The sequence below is a fragment of the Acinetobacter sp. YH16031 genome, assembly GCF_013417335.1.
Lineage (GTDB): Bacteria > Pseudomonadota > Gammaproteobacteria > Pseudomonadales > Moraxellaceae > Acinetobacter.
Genome location: NZ_VPED01000040.1, coordinates 1 through 25,499, shown reverse-complemented (window position 1 = coordinate 25,499; position 25,499 = coordinate 1). Strand labels below are relative to the sequence as shown.

Annotated in this window: 14 protein-coding genes and 2 pseudogenes; 14 read left to right on the top strand and 2 right to left on the bottom strand. The window is 43.0% G+C overall.

Going from position 1 to position 25,499, the window contains the following annotated elements; translation table 11 throughout:
• Positions 1-400: 400 nt before the first annotated feature.
• Positions 401-712: pseudogene (locus FTV31_RS14150) on the top strand (HNH endonuclease signature motif containing protein); the annotation flags it as partial.
• Between the two features lie 550 nt (positions 713-1,262).
• On the top strand, positions 1,263-2,495 hold the full coding sequence (locus FTV31_RS14145) for an ATP-binding protein (protein ID WP_160255372.1): 1,233 nt from the start codon (positions 1,263-1,265) through the stop codon (positions 2,493-2,495).
• A gap of 273 nt (positions 2,496-2,768) precedes the next feature.
• On the opposite strand, the gene FTV31_RS14140 is transcribed toward FTV31_RS14145, so the two are convergent.
• Entirely contained in the window at positions 2,769-3,098 is a 330-nt protein-coding gene (locus FTV31_RS14140) for a DUF4236 domain-containing protein (RefSeq protein WP_005403805.1), read from the bottom strand.
• A gap of 208 nt (positions 3,099-3,306) precedes the next feature.
• On the opposite strand from FTV31_RS14140, the gene FTV31_RS14135 reads away from it, so the two are divergent.
• Genes FTV31_RS14135 through brxL form a run of 7 tightly spaced genes read left to right on the top strand, consistent with a single transcriptional unit; the run spans position 3,307 to position 17,440 of the window.
• Complete coding sequence (locus FTV31_RS14135; protein ID WP_180004198.1) at positions 3,307-4,173, top strand: WYL domain-containing protein; 867 nt, start codon at positions 3,307-3,309, stop codon at positions 4,171-4,173.
• Between the two features lie 10 nt (positions 4,174-4,183).
• Positions 4,184-4,795: a DUF1819 family protein gene (locus tag FTV31_RS14130; RefSeq protein ID WP_121523422.1), complete on the top strand. Its 612-nt coding sequence runs from the start codon at positions 4,184-4,186 to the stop codon at positions 4,793-4,795.
• A 16-nt stretch (positions 4,796-4,811) separates the two neighbouring features.
• Positions 4,812-5,387, top strand: coding sequence for a DUF1788 domain-containing protein (locus FTV31_RS14125; RefSeq protein WP_086355031.1), 576 nt, complete (start codon positions 4,812-4,814; stop codon positions 5,385-5,387).
• Between the two features lie 40 nt (positions 5,388-5,427).
• Complete coding sequence (gene brxC / locus FTV31_RS14120; protein WP_180004195.1) at positions 5,428-9,108, top strand: BREX system P-loop protein BrxC; 3,681 nt, start codon at positions 5,428-5,430, stop codon at positions 9,106-9,108.
• A 46-nt stretch (positions 9,109-9,154) separates the two neighbouring features.
• Positions 9,155-12,703, top strand: coding sequence for a BREX-1 system adenine-specific DNA-methyltransferase PglX (gene pglX, locus FTV31_RS14115; RefSeq protein WP_180004193.1), 3,549 nt, complete (start codon positions 9,155-9,157; stop codon positions 12,701-12,703).
• A gap of 43 nt (positions 12,704-12,746) precedes the next feature.
• The gene (gene pglZ / locus FTV31_RS14110) at positions 12,747-15,371 is read left to right on the top strand and encodes a BREX-1 system phosphatase PglZ type A (RefSeq protein ID WP_180004191.1); all 2,625 of its coding nucleotides are present in this window, start codon (positions 12,747-12,749) and stop codon (positions 15,369-15,371) included.
• Positions 15,372-15,400: 29 nt separating this feature from the next.
• Positions 15,401-17,440: a protease Lon-related BREX system protein BrxL gene (gene brxL / locus FTV31_RS14105; RefSeq protein ID WP_005021615.1), complete on the top strand. Its 2,040-nt coding sequence runs from the start codon at positions 15,401-15,403 to the stop codon at positions 17,438-17,440.
• A gap of 123 nt (positions 17,441-17,563) precedes the next feature.
• Here the strand turns inward: brxL and FTV31_RS14100 are convergent.
• Positions 17,564-17,800 (bottom strand): annotated as a pseudogene (locus FTV31_RS14100) (hypothetical protein); the annotation flags it as partial.
• 289 nt (positions 17,801-18,089) lie between these two features.
• Here FTV31_RS14100 and FTV31_RS14095 point away from each other — a divergent pair.
• The 5 genes from FTV31_RS14095 to FTV31_RS14075 all read left to right on the top strand — a co-directional run bounded on the left by FTV31_RS14095 (position 18,090) and on the right by FTV31_RS14075 (position 25,227).
• The gene (locus FTV31_RS14095) at positions 18,090-18,506 is read left to right on the top strand and encodes a cation efflux protein, CzcI-like (RefSeq protein WP_227591103.1); all 417 of its coding nucleotides are present in this window, start codon (positions 18,090-18,092) and stop codon (positions 18,504-18,506) included.
• Between the two features lie 48 nt (positions 18,507-18,554).
• A complete protein-coding gene (locus FTV31_RS14090; RefSeq protein WP_035269736.1) occupies positions 18,555-19,880 on the top strand; it encodes a TolC family protein in 1,326 nt (441 codons plus the stop codon).
• Position 19,881: 1 nt separating this feature from the next.
• Positions 19,882-21,111 (top strand): efflux RND transporter periplasmic adaptor subunit, encoded by a 1,230-nt coding sequence (locus tag FTV31_RS14085; protein WP_016658777.1) that lies wholly within the window; start codon positions 19,882-19,884, stop codon positions 21,109-21,111.
• Positions 21,101-24,241, top strand: coding sequence for an efflux RND transporter permease subunit (locus tag FTV31_RS14080; RefSeq protein ID WP_179994455.1), 3,141 nt, complete (start codon positions 21,101-21,103; stop codon positions 24,239-24,241). Before FTV31_RS14085 ends, FTV31_RS14080 begins: the two co-directional genes overlap by 11 nt.
• Before the next feature lie 86 nt (positions 24,242-24,327).
• The gene (locus tag FTV31_RS14075) at positions 24,328-25,227 is read left to right on the top strand and encodes a cation diffusion facilitator family transporter (RefSeq protein WP_005028603.1); all 900 of its coding nucleotides are present in this window, start codon (positions 24,328-24,330) and stop codon (positions 25,225-25,227) included.
• Positions 25,228-25,499 lie beyond the last annotated feature (272 nt).

Here is a 25,499-nt window from a genome sequence, read left to right as displayed (position 1 = left end):
TGTTCAAATGGCGATTCAGCGTTTAATTGGTTTTGGGAAAAAAGAAGAGTTTAAGGAAATTTTGGCAATTTTAAGAAAGCAGAATCCTGATAGGATAAGGGTTCTGTGAAATTTGTCGTGTACAGAGTATAATAATAATAATCGAGCATGAGTCTCATACGGATGCTCGGGTCGAAAGGGAATCCCCAGGCGAGTAACCTGTTTGCGGTGATCCATTAGCTGCAGGAGCAGAATAGCATACATCTGGAAGCAAAGCCAGGAAAGCGGCCTATGGAGCTGTGCGGCAGCGCTCAGTAGGCAATTTTTCAAAATATTGTTAAGCCTTTTCTGAGCATGGTATTTTTCATGGTATTACCAATTAGCAGGAAAATAAGCCATTGAATATAAAAGATAAAAATGTCTTGTTTACAATAGAGTGGGATATGTGGAGTCGATTAGTCCAATTTCTCGGTCAAAGCCCAAGGCCTTTTCGGCATTAACCAAGAGTCTGCTTAAGCACAATTTTCTGGTGGGTAATCATAACTTTTGCCTCATTTGTGATGGATTGATCTATCTTGATTCTACTGAATCGGATCATCGGATTGCCAAAGCCGTAGGTGGGCAAGGTGTTCTAGAGAATGGTCTGCTGGTTCATCCCATCTGTAATAGGATGAAATCAGATCTGAGCCTGGAAGAGATTAGAGCGGATTTGTTTGGTGAATTACTGTATTAATCAACAGAGCGATGAGCTCATTTTTGCAGAAGTATCAATGATTAATCACATGATTTAACTTTTGATACATTCAGCCAATATGGTTATTTTTAATTCAGTCCAGAATCACAACCAGAAACTAGCTGTAGTTTCTGAATGACCGTCAAGGTCCTTAGTTTCGCCCATAGATTCCCTCTGTGGGCTTTTTTTGATCAAAAATTGTATAGATGCTCTAAAATAAACCTTTTAGCATTTCATAAGCAATTAGGATTAAGGCTGAGACCATCAGCACAACAAAAATGAGTTCCACTCTAGTTAACAACTTAGTTCCATTTACTTTTCACTTAATTTATATAGCAGTTAACTCGTAGCATAAATGACATAACATGACATGGAAAATAATCAAAAAGACAGAATTTGGATTTTGATCAGATCTGCATGTTTACATGCTTCTACAGCAGCTTTGAATGTTTCACTTAACCTTTAAACTTTTCTTAAAACTAAATATATTTACATATACATTCTAAAATTTGATAGAATTTATTAAAACTTTAGATTCTAAGTGTAAATAATGAGAAGCGCTAATATTCGACGTGATGGCTACTTAAAATTTCTGAATACATGGCAAGACCGTGATGTCATTAAAGTGCTTTCGGGTGTACGTCGCTCTGGAAAATCCACCTTATTGGCGATGTTTCAACAAGACCTAAAAGCACAGGGCGTACAAGCCGAAAACATCATTGCCATCAACTTCGAATTTATGGAATTTGAAGAACTCACCGATTACCGTAAACTACATGATTATGTATTATCCAAAGTTGATAAAAGTAAAAAAAACTATGTTTTTTTAGATGAAATTCAACATGTTACAAATTTTGAGAAAGTAGTCGACTCTTTATATGTTCGGGATTATATCGATTTATATATTACAGGCTCAAATGCATTCTTTCTAAGTGGAGAACTTGCGACTTTACTTACAGGACGCTATATAGAGCAACATGTTTTACCCCTTTCATTCCAAGAATTTAAACAGTGGCATATTGAAAATAATCCGATCATCCAACAATTATCAAATCGTGATTTGTATGCCATGTATACGCGCAGTAGTTTCCCTTATACGCTTGCCATGACTAGCCAGCAGGAAACTTATGATTACTTGCAAGCGGTCTATGCCAGTGTAATGTTTAAAGATGTTATTCCACGTTTGAATACTGCCGATATTAACTCTCTCGAGCGTGTCACAAGATATTTGGCAAGCGTGACAGGCTCAGCTATTTCCATCAATAAAATTAAAAATACCTTTGTTTCAAGTGGGGTTAAAATTTCATTTGAAACAGTAAAACGCTATATTCAGGGCTTACAGGACAGTTTGTTATTTTATAGTGCCGCACAATTTAAAGTACGCGGGCGTGAGTTATTACAATCCTCTGAAAAATACTATTTAGTTGATGTCGGATTGCGCCGGATTATGTTGCCTGATGCTAATGCTGATCAAGGTCATATCTTAGAAAATGTGATTTATCTTGAGCTTGTCAGACGAGGTTATACGGTCTATGTAGGGCGGGTTGATGAATATGAAATTGATTTTGTTGCTGTCGATACTTTACAGAATTTAACTTATTATCAGGTGGCATTAGAAACGCTCAATGAGGAGACACTCAGCCGAGAGTTACGTCCATTACAGAAAATTTCTGATTCGTATCCCAAGTATTTGCTTACATTAGACACGATAGGGACTGAAGCGAATTATAATGGTATTGTAAAAATGAGTGCTCTCGATTGGTTGCTATCTGAAAATAAGTAAAGTTGAGGGTAGACATGGATACTATTATTTATTAATTAAAACTCAAAGACTTTTCAGCATTAACCAAGAGTGTGATCAAGCATAATTTCTGCTCCAATTGTGATGGATCGATTTACCTCGACTCGATTGAGTCAGACTATCATGATTGAGCCAGAGTCGCTTACTGAAAGTAGCGAGAATTGCGCTGGAGTTTCTGAAGGATATTAATTCCTTAGTTTGCCCATTCATCCATCTGGGCATTTTTTTTTTGATTAAAATACAATGCGGTTCTTGCTAAAAAATGACGGCACCCACCATAAAACACAATATTCCAAAAATAATCCAAGGCCATATCTTTGCCTTCGGTTGTTCTAAATTCTGAGGATTATATTCCGTGTGTTCTAGCGATGTCGGTTGTGGAACACGGGTCTTTTTAGAGTAAGGTTGGTGTTTAGAGTAAGATAGTCCCGTACCTGGAATGCCGACACTGGTTCGCGTACCTTTTTTCCCAATATTTAGAGAAGCACCAGGTTTGCCAATGCTGGCACTGCTGATGCCTTTATGGGTCAGATTAATTTTAAAACCCGGGAATAATTTAATACTTTTACGAAATCTAAAACCCATATTTCTCTCATTCTAAAACTTAGCTCAATTCACGCGCTATACCAGGATCCATGATCTGCTAGAGATCGTACTTTGACGGCTATCATCAGGATACTAGTATATTTTTTATCTGATGATTGCAATACTACCTTTAAATACCGTCAAAAATATTTACTGTATATTTGCTGTAGGGTAATCTTAAAGCTGCTATTTATTGACTGATTGGTATATGACGACAGATAAGCATGAAGTGCTTCTTCGAATGCGAGCCATCGAGTTGCTTGCTTACTGGGAAGGTCGTTTGGTTACCAATCGTTTGATGAGCTGGTTTGGGCTCAGTCGACAGCAGGCTTCTGCGGATATCAAGCGTTACAATACGCTGTATAACCCCGATGCCTTGATTCATGACCCCTCCGTCAAGGGTTATGTGCCTAAGGCCAGCTTCCAGCCTGTACTGACTACAGCGCATATCAATGAATATCTCAATATGCTCTCGGGCTTGGTCAGTGAATCGCATGCCCTTATTGCGATGCCAGAACCGAATCTTACAGCAGTTCAATTACCTGATCGCAGTGTACGTCCTGAAGTGATTCGGGAAGTTTTGCGTGCCTGCCGCAACCAAAGTACTTTAAAAATGATTTATGCCTCGATGCAGAATCCGCAGTGGCATGAACGCATCATTTCCCCACACACCCTGGTGTATACCGGTTTTCGCTGGCATGTCCGTGCCTATTGCCATCAGAGCAAGCAGTTTAAGGACTTTTTACTCTCCAGAATTGATCGCACACCTGTTGTGATGGCGATTGAGTCAGTAGGCCCTGCTCAGGATCAGCAATGGCATGAAGAAATTGTACTGACGCTGATCCCTAATCCAAAATTGAACTCATCACAACAAGCGCTGGTCGAAAAAGACTTCGGCATGCCTGATGGCAGATTACAGATTCCGGTGAAAAAAGCCCTGGCTCACTATACTTTGCAGCGATATCAGGCCGCGATCACGCTGGCTGAGGCGGATGATGCCTTGAAATATCCCTTGGTACTACAACGCTCAGATATCGAAAAGCTGTCGTCTTACCTGTTTGATCAGGCGTCATAGGAGATTGGCTATGTTAGAACAATTTCATTATGACAGTGACCTGATTGGCGGTTCCCTGATGGTGCGTGAAAGCCGGCTGATCGCGGATCTGTTATTACGAGAAGCGACTCCAGAACAATGGCATCAGGCCATTCAGATTGACAATATTCTGCAAAAAAGAACGCCTGCTTCAGCCCAACGTAACGCCACTGCCATTCGTAAGCGTCTTGAGCGCTTAGAGCCTGATTTCTGGAAAGCTTTGCGGGATGGGGATGATGAGCTGGCGACTCAGGTGGCTTTTTGTGGGGCACTGGAACGCAACCTGTTGCTGCTTGAGTTTATGGAAACGGTGATGAGGGATGCCTATATCTCCCAGGCGCAATACTTGGACAGTTATATCTGGTCAGATTTTTTGGATGAACGCTCACAACGTGATCCGGATATCTGTGATTGGAAAGAGTCCAGCAAGAAAAAAATGGGGCAGGTGGTGTTTCGCATGCTGGCAGAAGCCGGTTATTTAAAAAGTACCCGTAAGCTGGAGTTGCAGCGCGTGATCGTCAGAGCAGAGCTGCGTAGCCTGTTGGAAGAACATTATAAACAACGCATTAAAAGATCTATGGAAGTGTCGGTATGGACGCGTTAGTTGTAGAGGGGCAGCAATGAGTCAAACAATACATGAGCGTCTGAACCAGATTCCAGAGCGAATACTTTCAACCGAGTTTCTCACTGGACAAGGATTGGGCAATGAAATTGGCTTCTGGATTTTTGATTATGCACCTGAAGATGAGTTGAAGGTGCGCGAATATCTGCATTTTCTAGACGGGATGCTGGAGAAAAAACACAGTCAGCTGAAGGTGGTGAATATCAACCTGCTGCAAGCCGTGGTGGATTATCTGTCTGAGCGTAACTTCATCGATAAAGCCATTCAAATGCAAAAAGCCAAAGGCGATGAGGCGCTGCTCAAAGCGCTGAAAGGCCCACTGCATATGGATAAGTTCGCGCCCTATCTGGTGAGTAAATATGCCACCAATGCACAAGATATTGTGTTGATGACTGGGGTAGGGTCGGTTTGGCCACTGTTACGTGCCCATCACTTATTGAACAGTTTGCATTCGTTACTGGGGCATAAGCCAGTGGTGCTGTTTTACCCAGGTTATTACGACGGTCAAGCGATGAGTTTATTTGGAAAAATTCCAAGCAATAATTACTACAGAGCATTCAGATTAGTGCCTTAACACGGCAAATAGAAATAAGAATTCGGGGGAATGGATTGAGATGAACATTAAAGAACTTTTTTATAAGCCATTAGATCGTGCGATTAACGGGGTCGTAAAAGCAGACCAGAATGACAATACTACGGTTTATCAGGAACTCGATGAGTATGTGGTCACCAATGAACTGGAAAAGCATTTTCGGGACTTTTTCCAGTCTTATGGCACAGACCTGAGCGATCCTTCGATTGCCAACCGTGTCGGCGTATGGATTTCAGGCTTCTTTGGTTCAGGTAAATCACATTTCCTGAAAACCTTGTCGTATATTCTGGCCAATAAAGTGGTACGTGATGCGCAAGGTAACGAGCGTAGCGCCGCAGAATTCTTTGATGAAACTAAAATCCGCGATGCATTTATCCGTGCCGATATTGGCAAGGCCGTTAGCCATCATGCCGATGTCATCCTGTTTAACATTGACAGTAAAGCCAGTTCCAATGACGATGGCAATCCGATCCTGAATGTGTTTTTACGTGTGTTTAACGAGTATCAGGGTTTTAGTGCTGACCATCCACATATTGCCCATATGGAACGTCACCTGAGCCAGAAAGGGGTGTATGAACGCTTTAAACAGGCGTTTGAGGAATCCAGCGGCATGTCTTGGCTAGAAGAACGTGACGGATATCAGTTCTATCAGGATGATGTCGAAACTGCGATTTCTCAGGCACTGAATCTATCAGCAGAAGCTGCACACAAGTGGTTTGAGGATTCTGAGCAGACCTTTAGTGTTTCGGTTGAAAACTTCTGTCAGTGGGTGAAAGAATACCTGGACAGCAAAGGACCCCAGCAACGCATGTTGTTCTTGGTCGATGAAGTGGGGCAGTTTATTGGCAGCGATACCCGCTTGATGCTGACATTGCAAACCATTACTGAAAACCTGGGTACGATCTGTAAAGGCCGCGCTTGGATTATCGTCACCTCACAGGCAGACATCGATGCTGTTTTAGGTGAGATGTCTTCTTCCAAAGCCAATGACTTCTCCAAGATTGCTGGTCGTTTTAAAACCCGGTTATCACTGTCCAGTTCCAATACCGATGAAGTCATCCAGAAACGTTTATTACGTAAAACCCCAGAAGCAGAAGCATTGCTCAGATCAGTGTTTGAGCAAAAGGGCGATATCTTAAAAAATCAGATTACCTTTGACCGTTCAGGCCCAACCCTAAAGAACTATGAGGGGCCAGACAGCTTTATCCATAACTATCCTTTTGCGCCGTACCATTTTCAGCTGGTACAAAAAGTATTTGAAGAAATCCGTAAGGTCGGTGCGACCGGTGCACACCTGGCCTATGGTGAACGGTCCATGTTGGATGCGTTCCAGATGGCCGCGAATGCGATTGCTACAGATGAAGTCGGTGCCCTGGTTCCTTTCCACCGCTTCTATACTTCAGTGGAAGGATTTCTGGATACAGCAGTGAAGCGTACCATCGACCAGGCAGGGCAGAATAAGACCCTGGATGGTTTTGATGTGCAGATGCTGCGTACCCTGTTCATGATCCGCTATGTCGATATCATCAAAGGTACGCTGGATAACCTGGTGACTTTGTCGATTGAGAAAATTGATGAAGATAAGCTGGCATTGCGCAAGCGGATTGAAGAGAGCCTGCAGCGTCTGGAAAAAGAGAGCCTGATTACTAGGAATGGTGATGAGTTCCTGTTCCTAACCAATGAAGAGCGGGATATTACCCGAAAAATTAAAGCCACAGACTTAGCGGCTTCAGAAGAAAATAAAGAGTTAGCCAACCTGATCTTTAAAGATTTACTGCGCGATCAGAACAAATACCGCCATCAAGCCAACAAGATGGACTATCAGATTGGTCGTTTTCTGGATGGTCATAGCCTGGATGGCAAGTATGAGAGCGATTTGAAAGTTGAAATCATTTCTCCGCTGGATACGGAATACAACCTCTATACTGAAGCTTACTGTATTGGTAAAAGTACTCAGGCCGAAGGACAAGTCCTGTTTAAACTGGCAGACGATAAACAGTTCTTTAATGAACTGCGCACCTGGCTGAAAACCAATAAATTTATTCGGTTAAATGATGATGGCACTCAGTCCGATATCACCCGTATCCTGGCAGACCGTGGCCGTGAGAACCAGGAGCGTAAAAAACGCCTGCGTGTCCGGGTCGAAGAAATGTTGCTGGACGCGGAAAGTTATGCCTTGGGTCAACATCTACAACTTTCATCTTCAAGTCCAACCACCAAGCTGGATGAGGCTTGTCGTTATTTGCTGGAAAACACTTATACCAAACTGAGCTATCTGCAGGTCTATCAGCAGGATGCCTGGCGTGAACTGAACGCCGTCTTGACTGTGGATGATATGGCGCAGCTCGGATTGTCTCTGGATGGCGGTCAGAGCAATCCCAAAGCCCTACAGGAAGTGGAGCAGTACATTGCACTACGGGCCACCGGTACAGAGCGTATTCTGGTGTCAGATGTGGTGGATCGTTTTGCCAAACGTCCTTATGGCTGGCCAGATGCCGAGATTTTACTGTTGGTGGGTCAGCTGGCTGCGATGGGGCGGATTTCACTACAGTTAAATGGCGGCAGCTTACAGTTAAAAGATGCCTTTGAGCCTTTACAAAACAGCCGCCGTCGCCGTGATGTGTCGATCATTAAAAAACGCCAGACTGATGATCAGGTATTGAAACAGGCACGCCAACTCACCCAAGAACTGTTCTCGGCGATGGGACCAGCGACTGAGAAAGAGCTATTTGAATTCTATTTGCAGCATCTTAAGACTTGGTTAGCCAACTTTAAGTCGTATAAGAGTAAAACTGATGTTGGGCAGTTCCCGGGTAAGAAAGTGATTGAAAAGTCTATTCTGACTTTGGAACGTCTGCTGGCGAATAGCGACAGCTTCGATTTCTTTAAGGCCGTGGTCGAGAACAAGGACGACTATCTGGATCTGGAAGAAGATTATCGTGATATTCATGAATTCTTCAGCAACCAGATGCCAAGCTGGCAACAACTGCAACAGGCCTTACGTCATTTTGAGAAAAACAAACAGGCGCTGGGCAGTGATGAGGTGGCAAAAAAAGCCCTCTCTGAATTACATCGCATTTCCACCCTTGAATCGCCCTATGGTCTGTTAAATAAAGTGGCTGATTTGGTTCGTACAGTGGAAAGCGTCAATGAGCAATTGTTGACTGAGAAGCGCAATCAGGCGATAGAACACATTGATGACAAGATCAAACAGTTAGAAGCCGAGATTAAAAACAGTGGTATTGCCACCGCTGAGCTGAGTAACAAGCTATTACGCCCACTACAACTGCTGAAAACGGATATTGAAGTGGAAACTAGCCTGTCCACCATCTATATGTTGCAAACTCAAACCAGCGTCGAGCGTTTTGATGAAGCCTTGTATGAGTTGGAAAGCGAAGTTCAGGCGGAAATCCAGCGTCAGGCCAAAGCGGCACAACTGGCTCAGAGCAAAGCCGAGAGTGTGGCGAGTTCAGCAACTACAGCCAGCCCAGTTACATCAACACCTGCTGCGAGTCCGGTACAGTCTGTGACAGCCGTAGTGCCACCGAAACCTGTTGTCGAAGTTGATGTCGCCAGCATTTACAGCAAAAGCTCAAGTAGTGTCTATCTGGAAACAGAAGAATCAGTGGATCAGTTTGTAGACGCACTCAAAGCTGAACTGAAAAAAATCGTGAGTGATAAAAAGCGTGTGCGTATCCGCTAACTCGGGTTAGGGATATCGGCATCAGTCATTAATTAAAGGTTTAAAGATGAATACCAGTAATATTAAAAAATACGCACCGCAAGCACGAAATGATTTTATCGCAGCGATGCGCAAGCAAGCCGCTAAATATGGCATCACCGCAGACCGCATTTTACCGGCAGAACAGAAAGGGGACTTGCTGCTGATTGGCGATCAGGTTTTTCCGCTATCAGTCATGAAACCACGTGAGAAGCTGATCAAGCGCATTCAAACCAGCAGTTTTGAGCAGACGATTGATTATATCGCTTATAGCTGGTTTAACCGTCTCTGTGCCATTCGCTACATGGAATGCAAAGGCTTACTGGATCATGGTCGCCGTGTGCTGAGCAGTGCCGATGGTAGTGCAGGCTTGCCGCAGATTCTGGAAGAATGTCTGGACATTGAGCTACCGGGTTTAGATGCCAGCCGTGTGGCTGAACTCAAGCTGGATGGCAATAAAGACGAAGAACTCTATCGTGAATTGTTACTGGCGCAGTGTCATGCGTTGAATCAGGTGATGCCACTCCTGTTCGAACAGGTGTCTGATGAGTCAGAACTGTTATTACCGGATAACCTGACCAAAACCGATTCGTTGATCCGTGATCTGGTCAGCAGTATTCCAGAAGAAGACTGGTCGGATGTGCAGATTATTGGCTGGCTGTATCAGTTCTATATTTCTGAAAAGAAAGACCAGGTGATTGGTAAAGTTGTCAAAAGTGAAGATATCCCTGCCGCGACACAATTATTCACCCCAAACTGGATTGTGAAATACCTGGTACAGAACAGTGTTGGTCGTCTATGGATGATGGCACAGCCAGAAAGTATGCTTGCCAGTGGGTGGGAATACTATATTCAGCCGGCTGAGCAAAGCGATGAAGTCAATGCACAGTTAAAACAGCTGATTGATGTACGGATCAGTGAAGATGGCGATAGCTTAAACCCTGAAAGCATTACGGTACTGGATCCGGCCTGTGGTTCGGGGCATATTCTGGTGGAAGCCTACGATTGCTTAAAAGCGATTTATTTGGAACGTGGTTACCGCAGTCGTGATATTCCACGTTTGATTCTGGAAAACAACCTGTACGGGATTGATATTGATACCCGTGCCGCGCAGTTAGCCAGTTTTGCGCTATTGATGAAAGCGCGTGAGGATGACCGCCGTTTATTTAGCAATCCACCGAAGCTGAATATTATTGCGCTACAAGACAGTCAGGATTTAGATGCAGATCAAATCTGGAAAGATCTCAACTTAAACCAAGCATGGCAAAAAGGCAGTCATGTCGATCTGTTTGGCAATGATCAAAAGGATTTAAGCAGTCCTGAAAATGACGAACGTTTTAAGCTGATTCAGGAAGTTTTAGCTAAGTTTAAAGAAGCCTCAACTTTTGGTTCTTTAATTTGTATGGATAGCCCAGAACAAGATTTTATCGATTTGCAAAATACCTTAGAAGGCTTGGTTATTGAGGGCGATACCTTACAGAAAGCCGCTGCTAAAAAATTATTGCCTTTGGTTATACAAGCAAAACTTTTAGCGAAAAAATATGATGCTGTAATCGCTAACCCGCCGTATATGGGTGCGAATACAATTACAAACTTAAAAGAATTCGCTAAAGATTACTATCCTGATAGTAAATCAGACCTCTTTGCCATGTTTATAGAACGTGGTTTCGATTTTTGTAAAGAATCTGGTGCTAGTAGTATGGTAACAATGCAGGGATGGATGTTTTTAACATCATATCAAAACATGCGGGAAAAATTACTTCTAAATCATTCAATTTGGACTATGGCTCATTTGGGAGCCCGAGCTTTTCCAGAGATATCAGGCGAAGTTGTACAGACTGTAGCATTCGTAGGTCAAAAAAAACATATAGGGGGTGTAAAGCCGGCTTTCTTCAGATTAGTAGATAAAAATCATGAGGAAAAACAATACCTATTAAAAAATAATTTAAATCGCTTTGATACAACCATTCAAGAAGATTTCCAAAAAATACCATGTAGTCCTATAGCATATTGGGTAGGTAATTCTATACGTGATAATTTTGAGAAAATGCCAGCATTAGCGGATATAGCTAATGCTAAAAGTGGACTAACAAGCGGAGATAAACCTAGGTTTGTAAGAGAGTGGTATGAAGTCAATCATACTAAGATCAATTTTGTAGCCAAAAATAATCAAATTAATTTAAATAAATGGTTCCCACATAATGATGGTGGTACTGCAAGAAAATGGTATGGAAACAGAAATCATATTATTAATTGGGAAAAAAATGGATTTGCAATTAAACAGCAGCGTAATTCTACCATTCGAAATCCATCATATTATTTTAAAGCTGGCGTAACCTGGACAGATATTTCGAGTTCTTTTTTTTGTGCAAGATTAGTAGATGAAGGCTTTATATTTGAAAATACAGGTTCTATGGTTTTTTCAAATAATTTAATAACAACATTAGGTTTATTAAATTCAAAAGTTGTTTTCTACTATATGAATCTTATGAATCCTACCTTACATTTTGGAGTTGGCGAAATAAATAAACTTCCATTTGATGTACAAGCAGCTAATGAAGAAAATATTAAGGTTTGTGTTCAATTATCTAAATATGATTGGGACTCCTACGAAACCTCATGGGACTTTACCCAAAACCCCATTATTCGTAGCCAACAGCCAAACTTAGAACTAGCGTTTAACACATGGCAACAGCAAAATACTGACGCCGTGGCTGAAATGAAACGCTTGGAAGAAGAAAACAATAAGCTGTTTATTGATGCTTATGGTTTACAGGATGAACTTACACCAGACGTACCAGATGAACAGATCACTTTAACTCGTGCCGACCGTGAAAAAGACAGCCAGCGTTTAGTCTCTTATGCACTTGGCTGCATGATGGGGCGTTATAGTCTGGATGAACCAGGTCTGATCTATGCCCATGCAGGTAATCAAGACTTTGATGCTAGCCGTTATCAAACATTCCCGGCAGATGCTGACGGTATTATTCCATTGACCGAAATGCACTGGTTTGAAGATGATGCAACGCACCGTATTCGAGAGTTCTTAACTGCCGTTTGGGGGAAAGAGACACTGGATGCCAATATGCAGTGGCTCGCAGAAAGCTTAGATAAAAAAGCCAGTGAAACGGCTGAAGACACCATTCGCCGTTACCTCGCCAGCAAGTTCTATAAAGATCACATGCAGACCTATAAAAAGCGCCCGATCTACTGGCTATTCAGCAGTGGTAAACAGGGGGCTTTCCAGGCGTTGGTGTATTTGCATCGTTATAACGAAAGCACCTTGGCGCGTATGCGTACCGAATATGTTATGCCACTGATTTCCAAAATGTCCGCCTATGCTAATTCTCTGGAAACAGCAAAAGAAAGCAGTGACTCTGCGGCTGAAATCAAACGCATCGAGAAAAAACTGCAAGACTTGCATAAGCAACAGGCTGAACTCAGTACTTTTGAAGAAAAGCTGCGTCATTATGCCGATCAGCGTATTACGTTAGATCTGGATGATGGGGTGAAAGTCAATTATGGCAAGTTTGGGGACTTGTTGGCTGAAGTCAAAGCGATTACGGGGGAGAAATGATGAATGCTTTTTCTCCGGTACTAGACCTTGATGAGGTCGTTGCATGAATTTAAGTCAACTACAACAAGGTCTGGAACAAGCCTTTTATATTGAACAGCACCGGATTGTCTTCTGGTACGATGCGGAACAGTCCTTTAGCGAAGAAGTAAAGGCGTTAAAACTGAATGATGTTCATATTCTGAATATGGCAGAAGAATCCAGCCTTGCGATTAAGCTTAAACTGGAACTTGAGGATCAGCAGGGCAAATACTTGCTGTATTTTCCAAGTCCTGAGCCTGAAACTGAAAAAGACTGGTTACTGGACATCAAGCTCTATTCACGCATCTTCTATGCCGATCGTTTCTCGATTATTTTCAATGAGCTTGGGCTACAGCAACAAAGTTTAAGAGAACATCTGGCCAAACGTGAAGAGTTCCTCAAAGCCAAAGCCCGTCTGAGCGCATTAAAACGTTATACCCAGCCTGATGCAGATGAACAGAATCTGGATATGGCCATGATTGCAGCTGTGGTCAAGGCCGACAGTGCCGAACTCATGCATATCGTTCTGGCACTGGCAGATGAAATGGTACAGCAGAACCTGGCTCTGGAAGTCAATCCAGACTCCTTTGCTGAACTGGAAAAATTCCAACTGGTGCCAGCTTTGGTCACCGCATTACAGGCGGAAATTGGTTATCCAGCATCGGTTGAAGAATTGAATGGGGAAGCACCATTCAAGCTCGGTACGTTCTTTATCCGTTTGATGACTACAGGTTTCTGTGAAAGCCTGGGCGATATACCGCTATGGGCTCAAGAACTGGTGATGTCATCCGTCAGCTCCCGTGCGACGGCTAGAGCCTTTTTGTCGCGCTGGAGAGACAGTTCTAAATACTACCCAACCTTCGATACGCTTTCCCAGACCGTGGCGAATGCACTGCGGATCCAGGAGAGGGTCGGGGCCTTTGATCTGGGGCAGCTGCTGGATGTCATGACCTTTGAAGTGATTGAACAAAAGATCATTGTTGATTTGGCCAGTCATATCCCTGCAGCAACCAAAGCTGAACTGGAACATTTCAGAACGATTATTTCTACCCGTCTGGATGGTTATTGGGCTTCCAAACATAAGGATGATGCAACACGCCGTAAATATCGTACTGTCTATACAGCGTTGCAGGCAGCCATTGAGCTGTTTAGCCTGCGACAGCAGTTTGATGCCGGTTTCTATTTCGACTCCAGTGAAGCTTTGTATAAAGCCTACGAGCAGGAGTTGTATCGCTTTGATATGGCCTATCGCCACTACAGTGCTGCTTCTCAACGCGCTCATGTCGATATCCTGAAAAAACTCGATGAAGAAGTGGAAAATTGCTATTCCTACTGGTTTATTGACCACTTGGCACGCAACTGGGGCGAGCGGATTGAAGCTGAGCAACGCTTGAATGTCTGGAAAATGGCAGATATCCCAAATCAGCAGAACTTCTACGATACTCACGTTAGACCCTTACTCAGTTCCGCAACGAAACGCCGTATTGTGGTGATTATCAGTGATGCTTTCCGTTATGAAGCTGCGGTAGAGCTGCGTGATCGTATCAATGAAAAGCGTTATTCTGAAGCGACCTTGTCTTCACAGCTGGGCGTTGTCCCAAGTTACACCACACTTGGCATGGCCTCGTTGTTGCCGCATCAGACTTTGGAGTACAAAGAGGCCGCAGGTGATGATGTTTTAGTAGATGGGCAGTCCAGCAAAGGGACTGCAGCACGATCCAAAATTCTGGCTGCCTATAATGGATTGGCAGTAACCGCTGAAATGGTAAAAGGCTGGTCGCGTGATGAAGGCCGTGAAGCGCTGAAAGATCATGAGCTGATTTACGTTTATCACAACGTGATTGATGCACGCGGTGACAGTGCCTCGACAGAATCAGAAACCTTTATGGCGGTAGAACATGCTATTGAAGAGCTGACCGAACTCAGCCGCAAAATCTTAATGCACTTCAATATTTCTACCCTGTTGATTACAGCCGACCATGGCTTCCTGTTCCAGCAAAGTAAACTGGAATCTGCGGATCGTTCAAGCTTGACTGAAAAACCTGCCAATACATTGAAGAGCAAAAAACGCTATGTGATTGGGCATGGTTTACCAGAGAGCAAGGAAGCCTGGAAAGGCTCAACCCAAGCTACGGCAGGCACATTATCTGCGACTGATTTCTGGATTCCAAAAGGGGCGAACCGTTTCCATTTCGTAGGAGGCTCACGTTTCGTGCATGGCGGCATCATGCCTCAGGAAATTGTGGTACCGGTACTGATGGTAAAACAGCTACGTGGTGAAAAGGCTGGACAGCGGACCAAGCGTAAAGTTGAGGTCATTTCTACCAAATCCACGCTGAAGATGGTCAATAACATCCAGAAGTTTGATTTGATGCAAACCGAAGCTGTCAGTGAGCTGGTCATGCCAGTGACTTTATCCATTGCCATTTATGATGGGGATCTTAAAGTTTCCAGTGAAGAAACTTTGACTTTTGATAGCACTACCGACTCTGTTGCCGATCGGGTCAAACAGGTCAGACTGTCATTGTCTGGCACTGATTTTGACCGTAAGAAAGATTACTTCCTGGTACTGAAAGACAAAGACCTGAATATCGAGATGCAACGCTATAAGGTCACCATTGATTTGGCATTTACCGATGACTTCTTCTAATAACGAATTAACGATAGAGCGTAGCCTACATGGAATCTGCTAACGATAAAGAACTGGATCAGCTGCTGAATGAACACTTTGCTGGGCGGGTGGTACGTAAGGATCTAACTAAACTGATCAAAGAAGGGGCCAATGTCCCTGTCTATGTACTCGAATACCTGCTGGGGATGTACTGTGCCTCGGATGATCCAGAGATCATTGAACAGGGACTACGTAACGTAAAGACCGTACTGGCTGAGAACTACGTCCGACCGGATGAAGCCGAGAAGGTGAAATCCCTGGTCCGTGAACGGGGCAGTTATAAGGTCATTGATCGGGTGACTGTAAAGCTGAATGAGCGTAAAGACAAATACGAAGCATCATTTAGTAATCTTGGCATCAAAGATGCCGAAATCTCGGCAGGCATCGTCAAAGAGTATGAAAAATTACTTGTTGGTGGTATCTGGGTCATTGCTACGCTCAGTTATTATTTTGAAGAAGGACAGACTAGTTCTCCATTTGGCGTGAGCTTACTCAAGCCGATTCAAATGCCGAATATGAATATGGATGAACTTTTCAGTGGCAGAGCAGCATTAAGCACTGATCAGTGGCGCGAGAGTTTAATCCGTTCGATCGGCATGGAACCGGCTTCGTTAAAAGAGGATGTGCAATGGCACCTATTAGCGCGTATGGTTCCGTTCGTTGAAAATAACTATAACGTTTGTGAACTGGGACCACGCGGTACCGGGAAAAGCCATATTTACAAAGAGTGTTCACCGAATAGTATTTTAGTCTCCGGTGGACAAACGACTGTCGCCAACCTGTTCTATAACATGAGTAGCCGCCGTATTGGTCTGGTGGGCTTATGGGATGTGGTAGCTTTTGATGAAGTTGCTGGTATTTCCTTTAAGGACAAAGATGGCGTACAGATCATGAAAGACTACATGGCCTCAGGATCTTTTGCCCGTGGTCGTGAACAGATGGAAGCCTCAGCTTCGATGGTTTTTGTGGGTAATATTAACCAAAGTGTTGAATCCTTGGTGAAGACTAGCCACTTATTGGCTCCTTTTCCTGAAGCCATGATCGATTCAGCATTCTTTGATCGCTTTCATGCCTATATCCCGGGTTGGGAAATTCCGAAAATGCGCCCGGAATTCTTTACCAACCGTTATGGCTTGATCGTTGATTATCTGGCTGAGTTCTTCCGGGAAATGCGTAAGCGTAGTTTTGCGGATGCCATTGAGAAGTACTTTAAGCTAGGGAATAACCTGAATCAGCGTGATGTGATTGCCGTTCGCAAGACGGTTTCTGGATTGATGAAGCTGCTCTACCCACATGGTCAATTTAACAAAGAAGATGTACGGCAATGCCTGGAATATGCGCTGCAGGTGCGCCGTCGGGTCAAAGAACAGCTGAAAAAAATTGGGGGGATGGAATTCTATGATGTGCATTTTAGCTATATCGACAATGACACCCTAGAAGAGCATTTTGTTTCGGTAAAAGAGCAGGGTGGAGGTGGACTTATTCCCGAAGGTCCTGCTAAACCAGGCTTCCTGTATACCATTGGCCTCAGTAATAAGGGCATGCCAGGCTTATACCGCTTAGAACTTCAAGTCACTAAAGGTTCAGGAAAATTGGCGACATCTGGCTTATGGAATTCAAGTAGTGCCAAAGAACAGGTCAAGATTGCTTTTGATTACTTCAAGGCCAATGCATCCCGGATCTCGGGGGGCAGTAAGGTGCTGGAACATGATTTCCACTTACATGTGGTGGAATTACAGAATACCGGCCCGCTCAGCCATCTTGCTCTGCCAAGTTTAGTGGCTTTCGCTTCTGGCCTCTTAGGACGATCGGTACAAAGTCAGATGGTGGTACTGGGTGATATGAGCTTGGGTGGTTCAGTGACACCGGTGGAAAGTATTGCCGAATGTCTGCAAGTTGCTTTTGATGCGGGTGCCAAGAAGGTTGCTTTACCAATGAGTAGTGCGGCAGATATCCCAACGATTCCTGTGGAACTGTTTACCAAGTTCCAGACCAGCTTTTATGCAGATCCGGTGGATGCGGTGTTTAAAGGGTTAGGGGTGGATTAATTTCATATCTGTCTGGAAGAGTTACAGTAGATTGTTTTAAATTCAGTTTCTCAAGTTAAACACCATGTTGTAAAAGCATAATACTGCCTCTTTTAAAGAGCTAGTATTTTAGGGGGGATTACCCTTCATTTTTTTTTGATCAGATATCTGTTGTACTTTGACAGGATTTTGTTGATCTAAATATTTTTGATACCAAACACGCAATGTTTCAGGAGTACAACCGATTTTAGGATCAATAGCTGTGATTGCTGCCCAAGTAGAAGGATAATCTTTTTCAGATTCAATCAATAATTGAACCGCTCTTTCTCTGATTTCAGGGGGCAATTTTACTTTGCCATTTGTAAGGTAAAAGGGGTCAATTTTAGAATGCCGTTGACAATGTATCGCCTTTTGAGTTTGAAGCAATGTACAATGATAAGATTAACCCGTTAGGTCAGGTGGCCTAACTTAAATAAAAAGTCTCCGACAAACCCGGTACGGTTCACTATCTATTGTTATTCTTACCTGAAATTGATGTGAGCTTATAGAGACAAGGTAAATTTGCAAAAGTGCCGGCTATTCAGTGTTCATTGAATGTTTAATTTAATTTATTAAGCTTGACCTTGGAGTGGCTCTAAGCCTTATACTTGGTACAAATTTTTCGATTGTTATGATGATGCGTTCTACTACATGGATTACAGTCTTGGTTGGATTGTTCATGTTCCAAAGCTTTTGGAATGTGGCGGCGGCCTTTTGTGTCCATGAACAACAGCCTCAATCACAGCAGAGTTATCATTTTGGTCATCACCAAAATACCTTGTGTGCCAGCGATAGTCGTCAACACGATCATAATGGACAGTCAGAAAACATAAAAACATTCAGTAGCGATTTAGAAATCGGTGAAGATCATCAAGATCATCTACCATCGATGACGCATTTGATTGTACAAAATGAAAAAGTAGATGTGTTTCATCCAAGCTCTGAAGTTAAAGTGAATCCACAATTTCATTGGAAAAACAGCTATCAGGCTCCTGACCTGTTTCAACAAAGCCCACCTCCCGAATTTTCCCCGCTCATGGTGGGGTAGCCTAAAACATTCCCACCACTTTTATTATTTAAATAAGTGGGAAAAATCATGTCTTCACAATCAATTATACTCTTGCGTCATAGCTTGGTTGCTTGTATATGTGCAGCGGCTATGCAATATAGCTATGCTGAAAACGTTACCAGCTTTGAATCCGCTTTAGCAAAAGTACAAAGTTACCAGACTCAAGACAAGCTGTGGCAACAAGTTCAGCAAATATCTGAATTGAATATTCAGCAAAGTCGGTTATGGCAGAATCCAAGTATAAGTTTAGAACAGTCTGGCTTTGGCTCAGGTCAAGAACAGGAATTCAATGTTGGCGTTAGTCAACCTCTAGATCTATTTGGTCAGCGTAAGCTGAACCGGGTGATTGCCAATACCTCGAATCAACAAATCCAATTGCAACAGCAATTATGGAAGGCACAAAGCCAACTGATTGTTAAATTTGCATGGTCGCAATTTGCACTTGCTGAGGTTGAGCAGTCTGCTTATTCAGTACAGTTAAAAACAAGTAAAGCCAATCTGGACAGTGCCCAGAAACGCTATCAGGCAGGCAGTATTGCCCTGGTTGATTTTGAGCGTACCCAAATTGAAGCGCTAGAAATCCAACGACTTTATCAGCAAGCGATGCTGAATAAACAAGCTGCCGGTCGTCAGCTGTCTAATTTGTGGGGGGGAGAAACATCTTCACATCTTCAATTGAATAAAACCGCTATCCCTTGGCCAGAGCAAAGTCTCCAAACTGTGCAACGGTATATTGCTGAAGGGTGGCTAGAAAAATTCTATGCCTTGAACATTCAGCAATCGGATCATCAAATTGAAAATTTAAGAATTCAGGCACGTCCCAATCCGACTTTAAATGTAGGCATGAAACGTAGCAAAACCCCTAATGAAAGCAACGATACGACTTTGGCAATCGGCGTGGCTATTCCACTGAATATTTTTAACCGCCAGCAATATGCGATCCCGATGGTCCAGCAACAGCAAATATTGCTGAACCAACAGCAGCAGCGTGAGCTGAAGCAACAAATACTCAATATTGCCAACAGCATGCATCAGCTCAAAGGTTTACGTAGCCAGTTCGATGCCACAACAGCACAAGTTACTTTGGCGACCAAAGTTCAGAGCCGTACTTTACAAGGGTTTCAGGCAGGGAAACTGTCCATTACCGACGTTCAGCAAGCAACCACCCAACTGCAGAATCTTCGATTGGGTCAATTACAAATTCTACGTCAAGCTTGGCAAACTGCCCTCGCAGCTGAGGCACTCAGTATTGGCACAAGTTATGAAGAAATTAGCCGTTCGGATGCCTATACACAACTGAATAAAAAGGCAGTCGAAGCATCGCAAAATTTAATCAATGGGGGAGCACGATAAAATGAACGCCAAGCAAAACGGAAAAATATCCCAGTCTCTCATGATTGCAATTTTGATTCTGATTACGGTCTTGGTCAGTCTGGTTATTTGGTTAAGTTCAAAAAAAACTGAATCTGAGGGGCATGGTCATGATGAGGGAAATGCCGAACATTCTGATGAAGATAGTTCTGAAGAAGGACATGCTGAAGAAGGCGAAATACAACTGACCAGCCAACAAATGGTTGAACAAGGTTTAAAAGTTGCTGTTGCATCCACAGGATTGGTTGAAAAGCTGACAACCCTGCCAGGTAAATTGGTGGTGAATACCGATCAACAAGCGCATATATCGCCTAATTTTAGTGGTCATGTCGAGCAGGTCAATGTGGCTTTAGGACAGAGCGTGCAAAAAGGACAAACGCTGGCTGTACTAATCGTGCCTGAACTGATCGACCAACAGGCAAATCTGCGTATGGCACAGGTGAATCTGGATTTGGCCCGTAAAGATTACCAGCGCGAACAGCAACTCTGGTCACAGGGGATTTCTGCCAAACAGGATTACCAGCGTGCCGAAAATGCCTACCGTCAAGCGCAGATTACTGTCCAGTCCTCACAAGCACGTTTAAATGCATTAGGTGCAAGTGGCAATAACAATGGGCGTTTTCTGATTAAAGCACCGATCTCTGGGGTGATCAGTCAAAAAGATATTGTGGTCGGTGAAAATGTGCAACTGGCTAATCAGCTCTTTGTCATTGAACAGCTGAAAGATTTATGGCTTGAGTTTAATTTGCCGAATCAATTCTCAGGTCAACTGCAAGCCGGGCAAAAAATTGACTTTAAAGTGAATGATTCAGATCAAATCTATAAAGCTACTGTACAAAGCTTAACCTCTCAGGCAGATGTACAAACAGGGCGTCTGGTGGTGCGCGCAAAACTCGATGCGCAAGCTACTGAGTTGCGTTCTAATGTGTTAGTGAGAGTGTTGATTCCGGAAGCTACAGCAAAATCAGCCCTTCGGATTCAAAAGTCTGCGCTGCAAAGTATTGAAGGTGAAGACAGTATTTTCATCGTAGATTCAGAACAAAAAGGTCAAGTCCACTTAAAAGCACAGAAAGTGCAATTGGGGCAGGCTTCAAGTGATGGACAATGGCTTGAAGTGATTTCTGGGCTGACTGAAGGGCAGAAGTATATCGCTCAAGGCAGTTTCTTGTTGAAATCTGAATTAGAAAAAGACGAGGCAGGCCATGAACATTAATTCTGATCTGCCAAAACCAGAAGGTTTATTCGAACGAATCATTCAGTTTTCCATACAAAATGCGATTTGGGTGTTGCTCTTTGTCTGTACCTGGATTGCGGTCGGGGTGTATAGCTATCAGAAACTCCCGATTGATGCTGTACCCGATATTACCAATACCCAAGTCCAGATTAATACTCAAGCCAAGGGTTTTACTGCGCTTGAAGTCGAACAGCGGATTACCTATCCCATTGAAAATGCCATGGCTGGCATTCCGGATCTGGAGCTTACCCGTTCCATATCCCGTTATGGACTCTCTCAAGTCACCATTGTCTTTAAAGATGGGACTGATATTTATTGGGCCCGTCAGCAGATTAACCAACGGATACAGGAGGCGCAATCTGAGTTGCCTGCACAAATCGCACCGACGATGTCCCCCGTTTCTACGGGTCTCGGTGAGATTTATCAATGGGTACTGAAGGCAGATCCGAATGCGAAAAAGCCGGATGGAACTGCATACACGCCGATGGATTTACGTGAGATTCAGGACTGGATTGTGCGTCCTCAACTGCAACGTGTTAAGGGAGTTGCAGAGGTCAACAGTATTGGTGGTTTTGAAAAAACCTATGTGGTCTCTCCCGATTTAAACCGGATGCAGCAACTGAATATCTCATTAGAACAACTGCAACAGGCTTTAGCGCAAAATAATGAGAACCGAGGTGCAGGTTATATTGAAGACAATGGTCAGCAACTGACGGTACGTGTACCGGGTACATTCAATGGGCTTTCTGATATTGAGAACACCATGCTGGGTAGCCCAAATGGCAGCCCAATTCGGGTTGGTGATATTGCGCAAGTCTCTATTGGGCATGATTTAAGAACCGGTGGGGCAACCTATAACGGCAAAGAAACCGTTTTAGGGATTGCCATGATGGCGATGGGGGGAAATAGCCGGACTGTTTCTAAAGCTGTGGATGCCAAGCTTCAAGATATTCAGAATAGTTTGCCTAAAGGGGTAGTGATTGAAACGGTGTACGACCGTACTACCTTGGTTGAGAAGGCGATTAAAACCGTTCAGAAAAACTTGGTAGAGGGAGCAATCCTGGTCATCATCATTCTGTTCCTGTTTTTAGGGAATATCCGTGCTGCCTTGATTACTGCCTGTGTCATTCCACTCTCTATGCTGTTTACCTTAACCGGGATGGCACAGAAAAATATCAGTGCCAATCTGATGAGTTTAGGTGCACTCGATTTCGGCATCATTGTCGATGGTGCTGTGGTGATTGTCGAAAACTGTATCCGGCGTTTAGCCCATACACAGCAACTGTTAAAACGACCTCTCACACAAAGTGAACGCTTTAAGGAAGTTTTTCTGGCTGCCCGCCAAGCACGTCGTCCTCTTATTTTTGGTCAGCTTATTATTTTGGTGGTGTATTTGCCGATTTTTGCTTTAAGTGGTGTGGAAGCAAAAATGTTCCATCCGATGGCATTGACAGTGGTACTCGCCCTTGTTGCAGCCATTATTTTATCGATCACCTTTGTGCCTGCTGCTGTGGCATTGTGGGTCAAAGGCGATATTCAAGAAAAAGAAAGTCGTTGGATGTTATGGCTAAAAGCTAAATATCAGCAAACTCTTGATATTTCGTATCAATACAAAGCAGTTGTGCTGACTTTTGCACTGTGTGTATTAGTGATTACGGGATTTATCAGTACCAAACTCGGCAGTGAATTTGCACCACAGCTCAGTGAAGGAGACTTTGCGGTACAACAGTTACGTTCACCAAGTACAGGCTTAGAAGAGTCTTTACGTATTCAGGAGAATACTGAAAAACTTCTTTTAAAGAGTTTCCCTGAAATTAAGGCAGTATTTGCCAGAACGGGTACAGCCGAGGTTGCAACAGATGTCATGCCACCCAATATTTCAGATGGCTATATCATGTTAAAGCCTCGTTCAGAATGGCCAAATCCTAAAGAAAGTTTAGATGAATTACGTGGCCGTATGGTGACGTATTTAGCCACGATTCCAGGCAATAATAGTGAATTTTCACAACCGATTGAACTCCGATTTAATGAATTGATCTCAGGTGTGCGTAGTGATGTTGGTGTGAAAATCTTCGGTGATGATATGAATGTCCTCAATACTGAGGCGACTAAAATCTCCAAAATCATTCAGCAAATATCGGGTAGCAGTGCCGTGAAAGTTGAGCAGACCTCAGGTTTGCCATTACTGAATGTCGAGGTAAATAAAACTTTGGCTGCACAATATGGTTTGAGTGTGCGTTCAATTCAAGACCTTGTGGCAACCAGTATTGGTGGACAAAGCGTGGGAGAGATTTTAGAAGGCGATCGTCGTTTTGATTTTGTTATCCGTCTTGGAGAGCAAGACCGTAGTGTCGCATCTGTTTCCCAGTTACCTATTCAGCTTCCAAATGGTGGCAGTATTTTATTGTCGGATGTCGCGCAAGTCTCGACCATTGAAGGAATCAACCAAGTCAGTCGAGAAAATGGTAAACGCCGAGTTGTGGTTACAACGAATGTTGAAGGGCGTGATTTAGGGTCTTTTGTTTCTGATGTACAGACACAGCTCAAAGCATACACTTTGCCAAGTGGTTATTGGATAGAATATGGCGGTCAGTTTGAAAATTTGGCTTCAGCCAAAGCACGGATGCAAATCGTGATTCCACTGGCTTTAATCACTATCTTTATTTTACTGATGGCGGTCTTTCACAATGTCAAAGAAAGTCTATTGGTCTTTACCGGGGTACCCTTTGCCTTGACCGGTGGTGTGCTGTTCCTTTGGCTAAGGGATATTCCATTATCGATGTCAGCTGGAATTGGCTTTATTGCCTTATCTGGTGTTGCAGTCCTCAATGGACTGGTAATGCTGACCTTTATTAAGGAATTAAGGGACAAATATCCAGTGCATAAAGCCGTGTGGCAAGGGGCTATTTTGCGCTTAAGACCAGTGTTGATGACAGCTTGTGTGGCTTCACTGGGTTTTGTACCAATGGCGCTGGCAACCGGAACAGGGGCTGAGGTTCAACGGCCACTGGCAACCGTAGTGATTGGCGGGATTATCTCTTCAACATTACTAACTTTGGTGCTGTTACCCGTGCTTTATCGTTGGATAAATGAAAAGAAAGTTTCTTAATCCAATAGATTAGTCGATTTACAGCAGAGATATTGGCTGTTATCCAATATCTCTGCTCATCATAAATAGAATAAGGAAAATATTTTATGTCAGAACATCATGATCATAGCCATGCGGTTGTTACTGAAGAAAATAGTAAGAAGTTAATGGTTGCCTTAGGTTTAACGACTACTTTTTTAATAGTAGAAGTTGTCGCTGCTTTTATTACCCAAAGTTTGGCTTTGTTATCTGATGCAGCTCATATGTTTACTGATGTAGCCGCTTTAGCTATTGCTCTTGCCGCTATCAAAATTGGTAAAAAAGCCGCAGATGATAAAAGAACTTTTGGCTATCAGCGATTTGAAATTTTAGCGGCTCTGTTTAATGCGGTGATGCTTTTTGTGGTAGCAATATATATTGTATATGAAGCTTATCAACGTTTTACGAATCCTGCTGAAATTCAAAGTGTTGGAATGATGATTGTCGCGGTCATTGGTTTGGTCATAAATTTGATTTCAATGAAAATCCTTTCTGCTAGTGCTGAAGGAAGTCTAAATATAAAAGGTGCATATTTAGAAGTTCTTAGTGATGCTCTAGGATCGATAGGCGTGATTATCGGAGGAATAGTTATTTATTTTACCCAGTGGATGTGGGTTGATACCGTAATCGCTGTGTTAATTGGCTTCTGGGTCTTACCTCGAACTTGGATTTTATTAAAACAAAGTATTCATATTCTGCTTGAAGGAGTTCCTGATGAGATTGATATTGAGTCGTTAAGAAATGATTTATTGAAGCTAGAGGGCGTTGAAGGGATTCATCAGTTGAAAGTCTGGGCTATATCCTCAAGAAATATTCATTTAACTGCTCATTTGGTTGCTCCGAATAGCAATACAGATCAACTCTATCAAAAGGCCTTAGAAGTTCTAAAACATAATCATAATATTACTGAAATTACGTTACAAATAGAAAATACGAAATGTAATACATTGAACCAACATAAACACTAATTTGGACTTTAGTCTTCATATAGATGTTTTGTGTAACTTTAAAGTATACCCTAAAGTTACAATCTGAAAGTTCATGAAATTATGTATCATTTAAATGATTTTTAATCATAAGTAACATGTAACTTTAGTGTTAAAGAATTATAATTGGCACTGTTGCAAAGTTAGCGATGAGGCAGCCTTTTGTCTTATTCAAAGGCCTTACATTTCAAAAACTCTGCTTACCAGGCGCATTTCGCCCAGGGGATCACCATAATAAAATGCTGAGGCCTGGC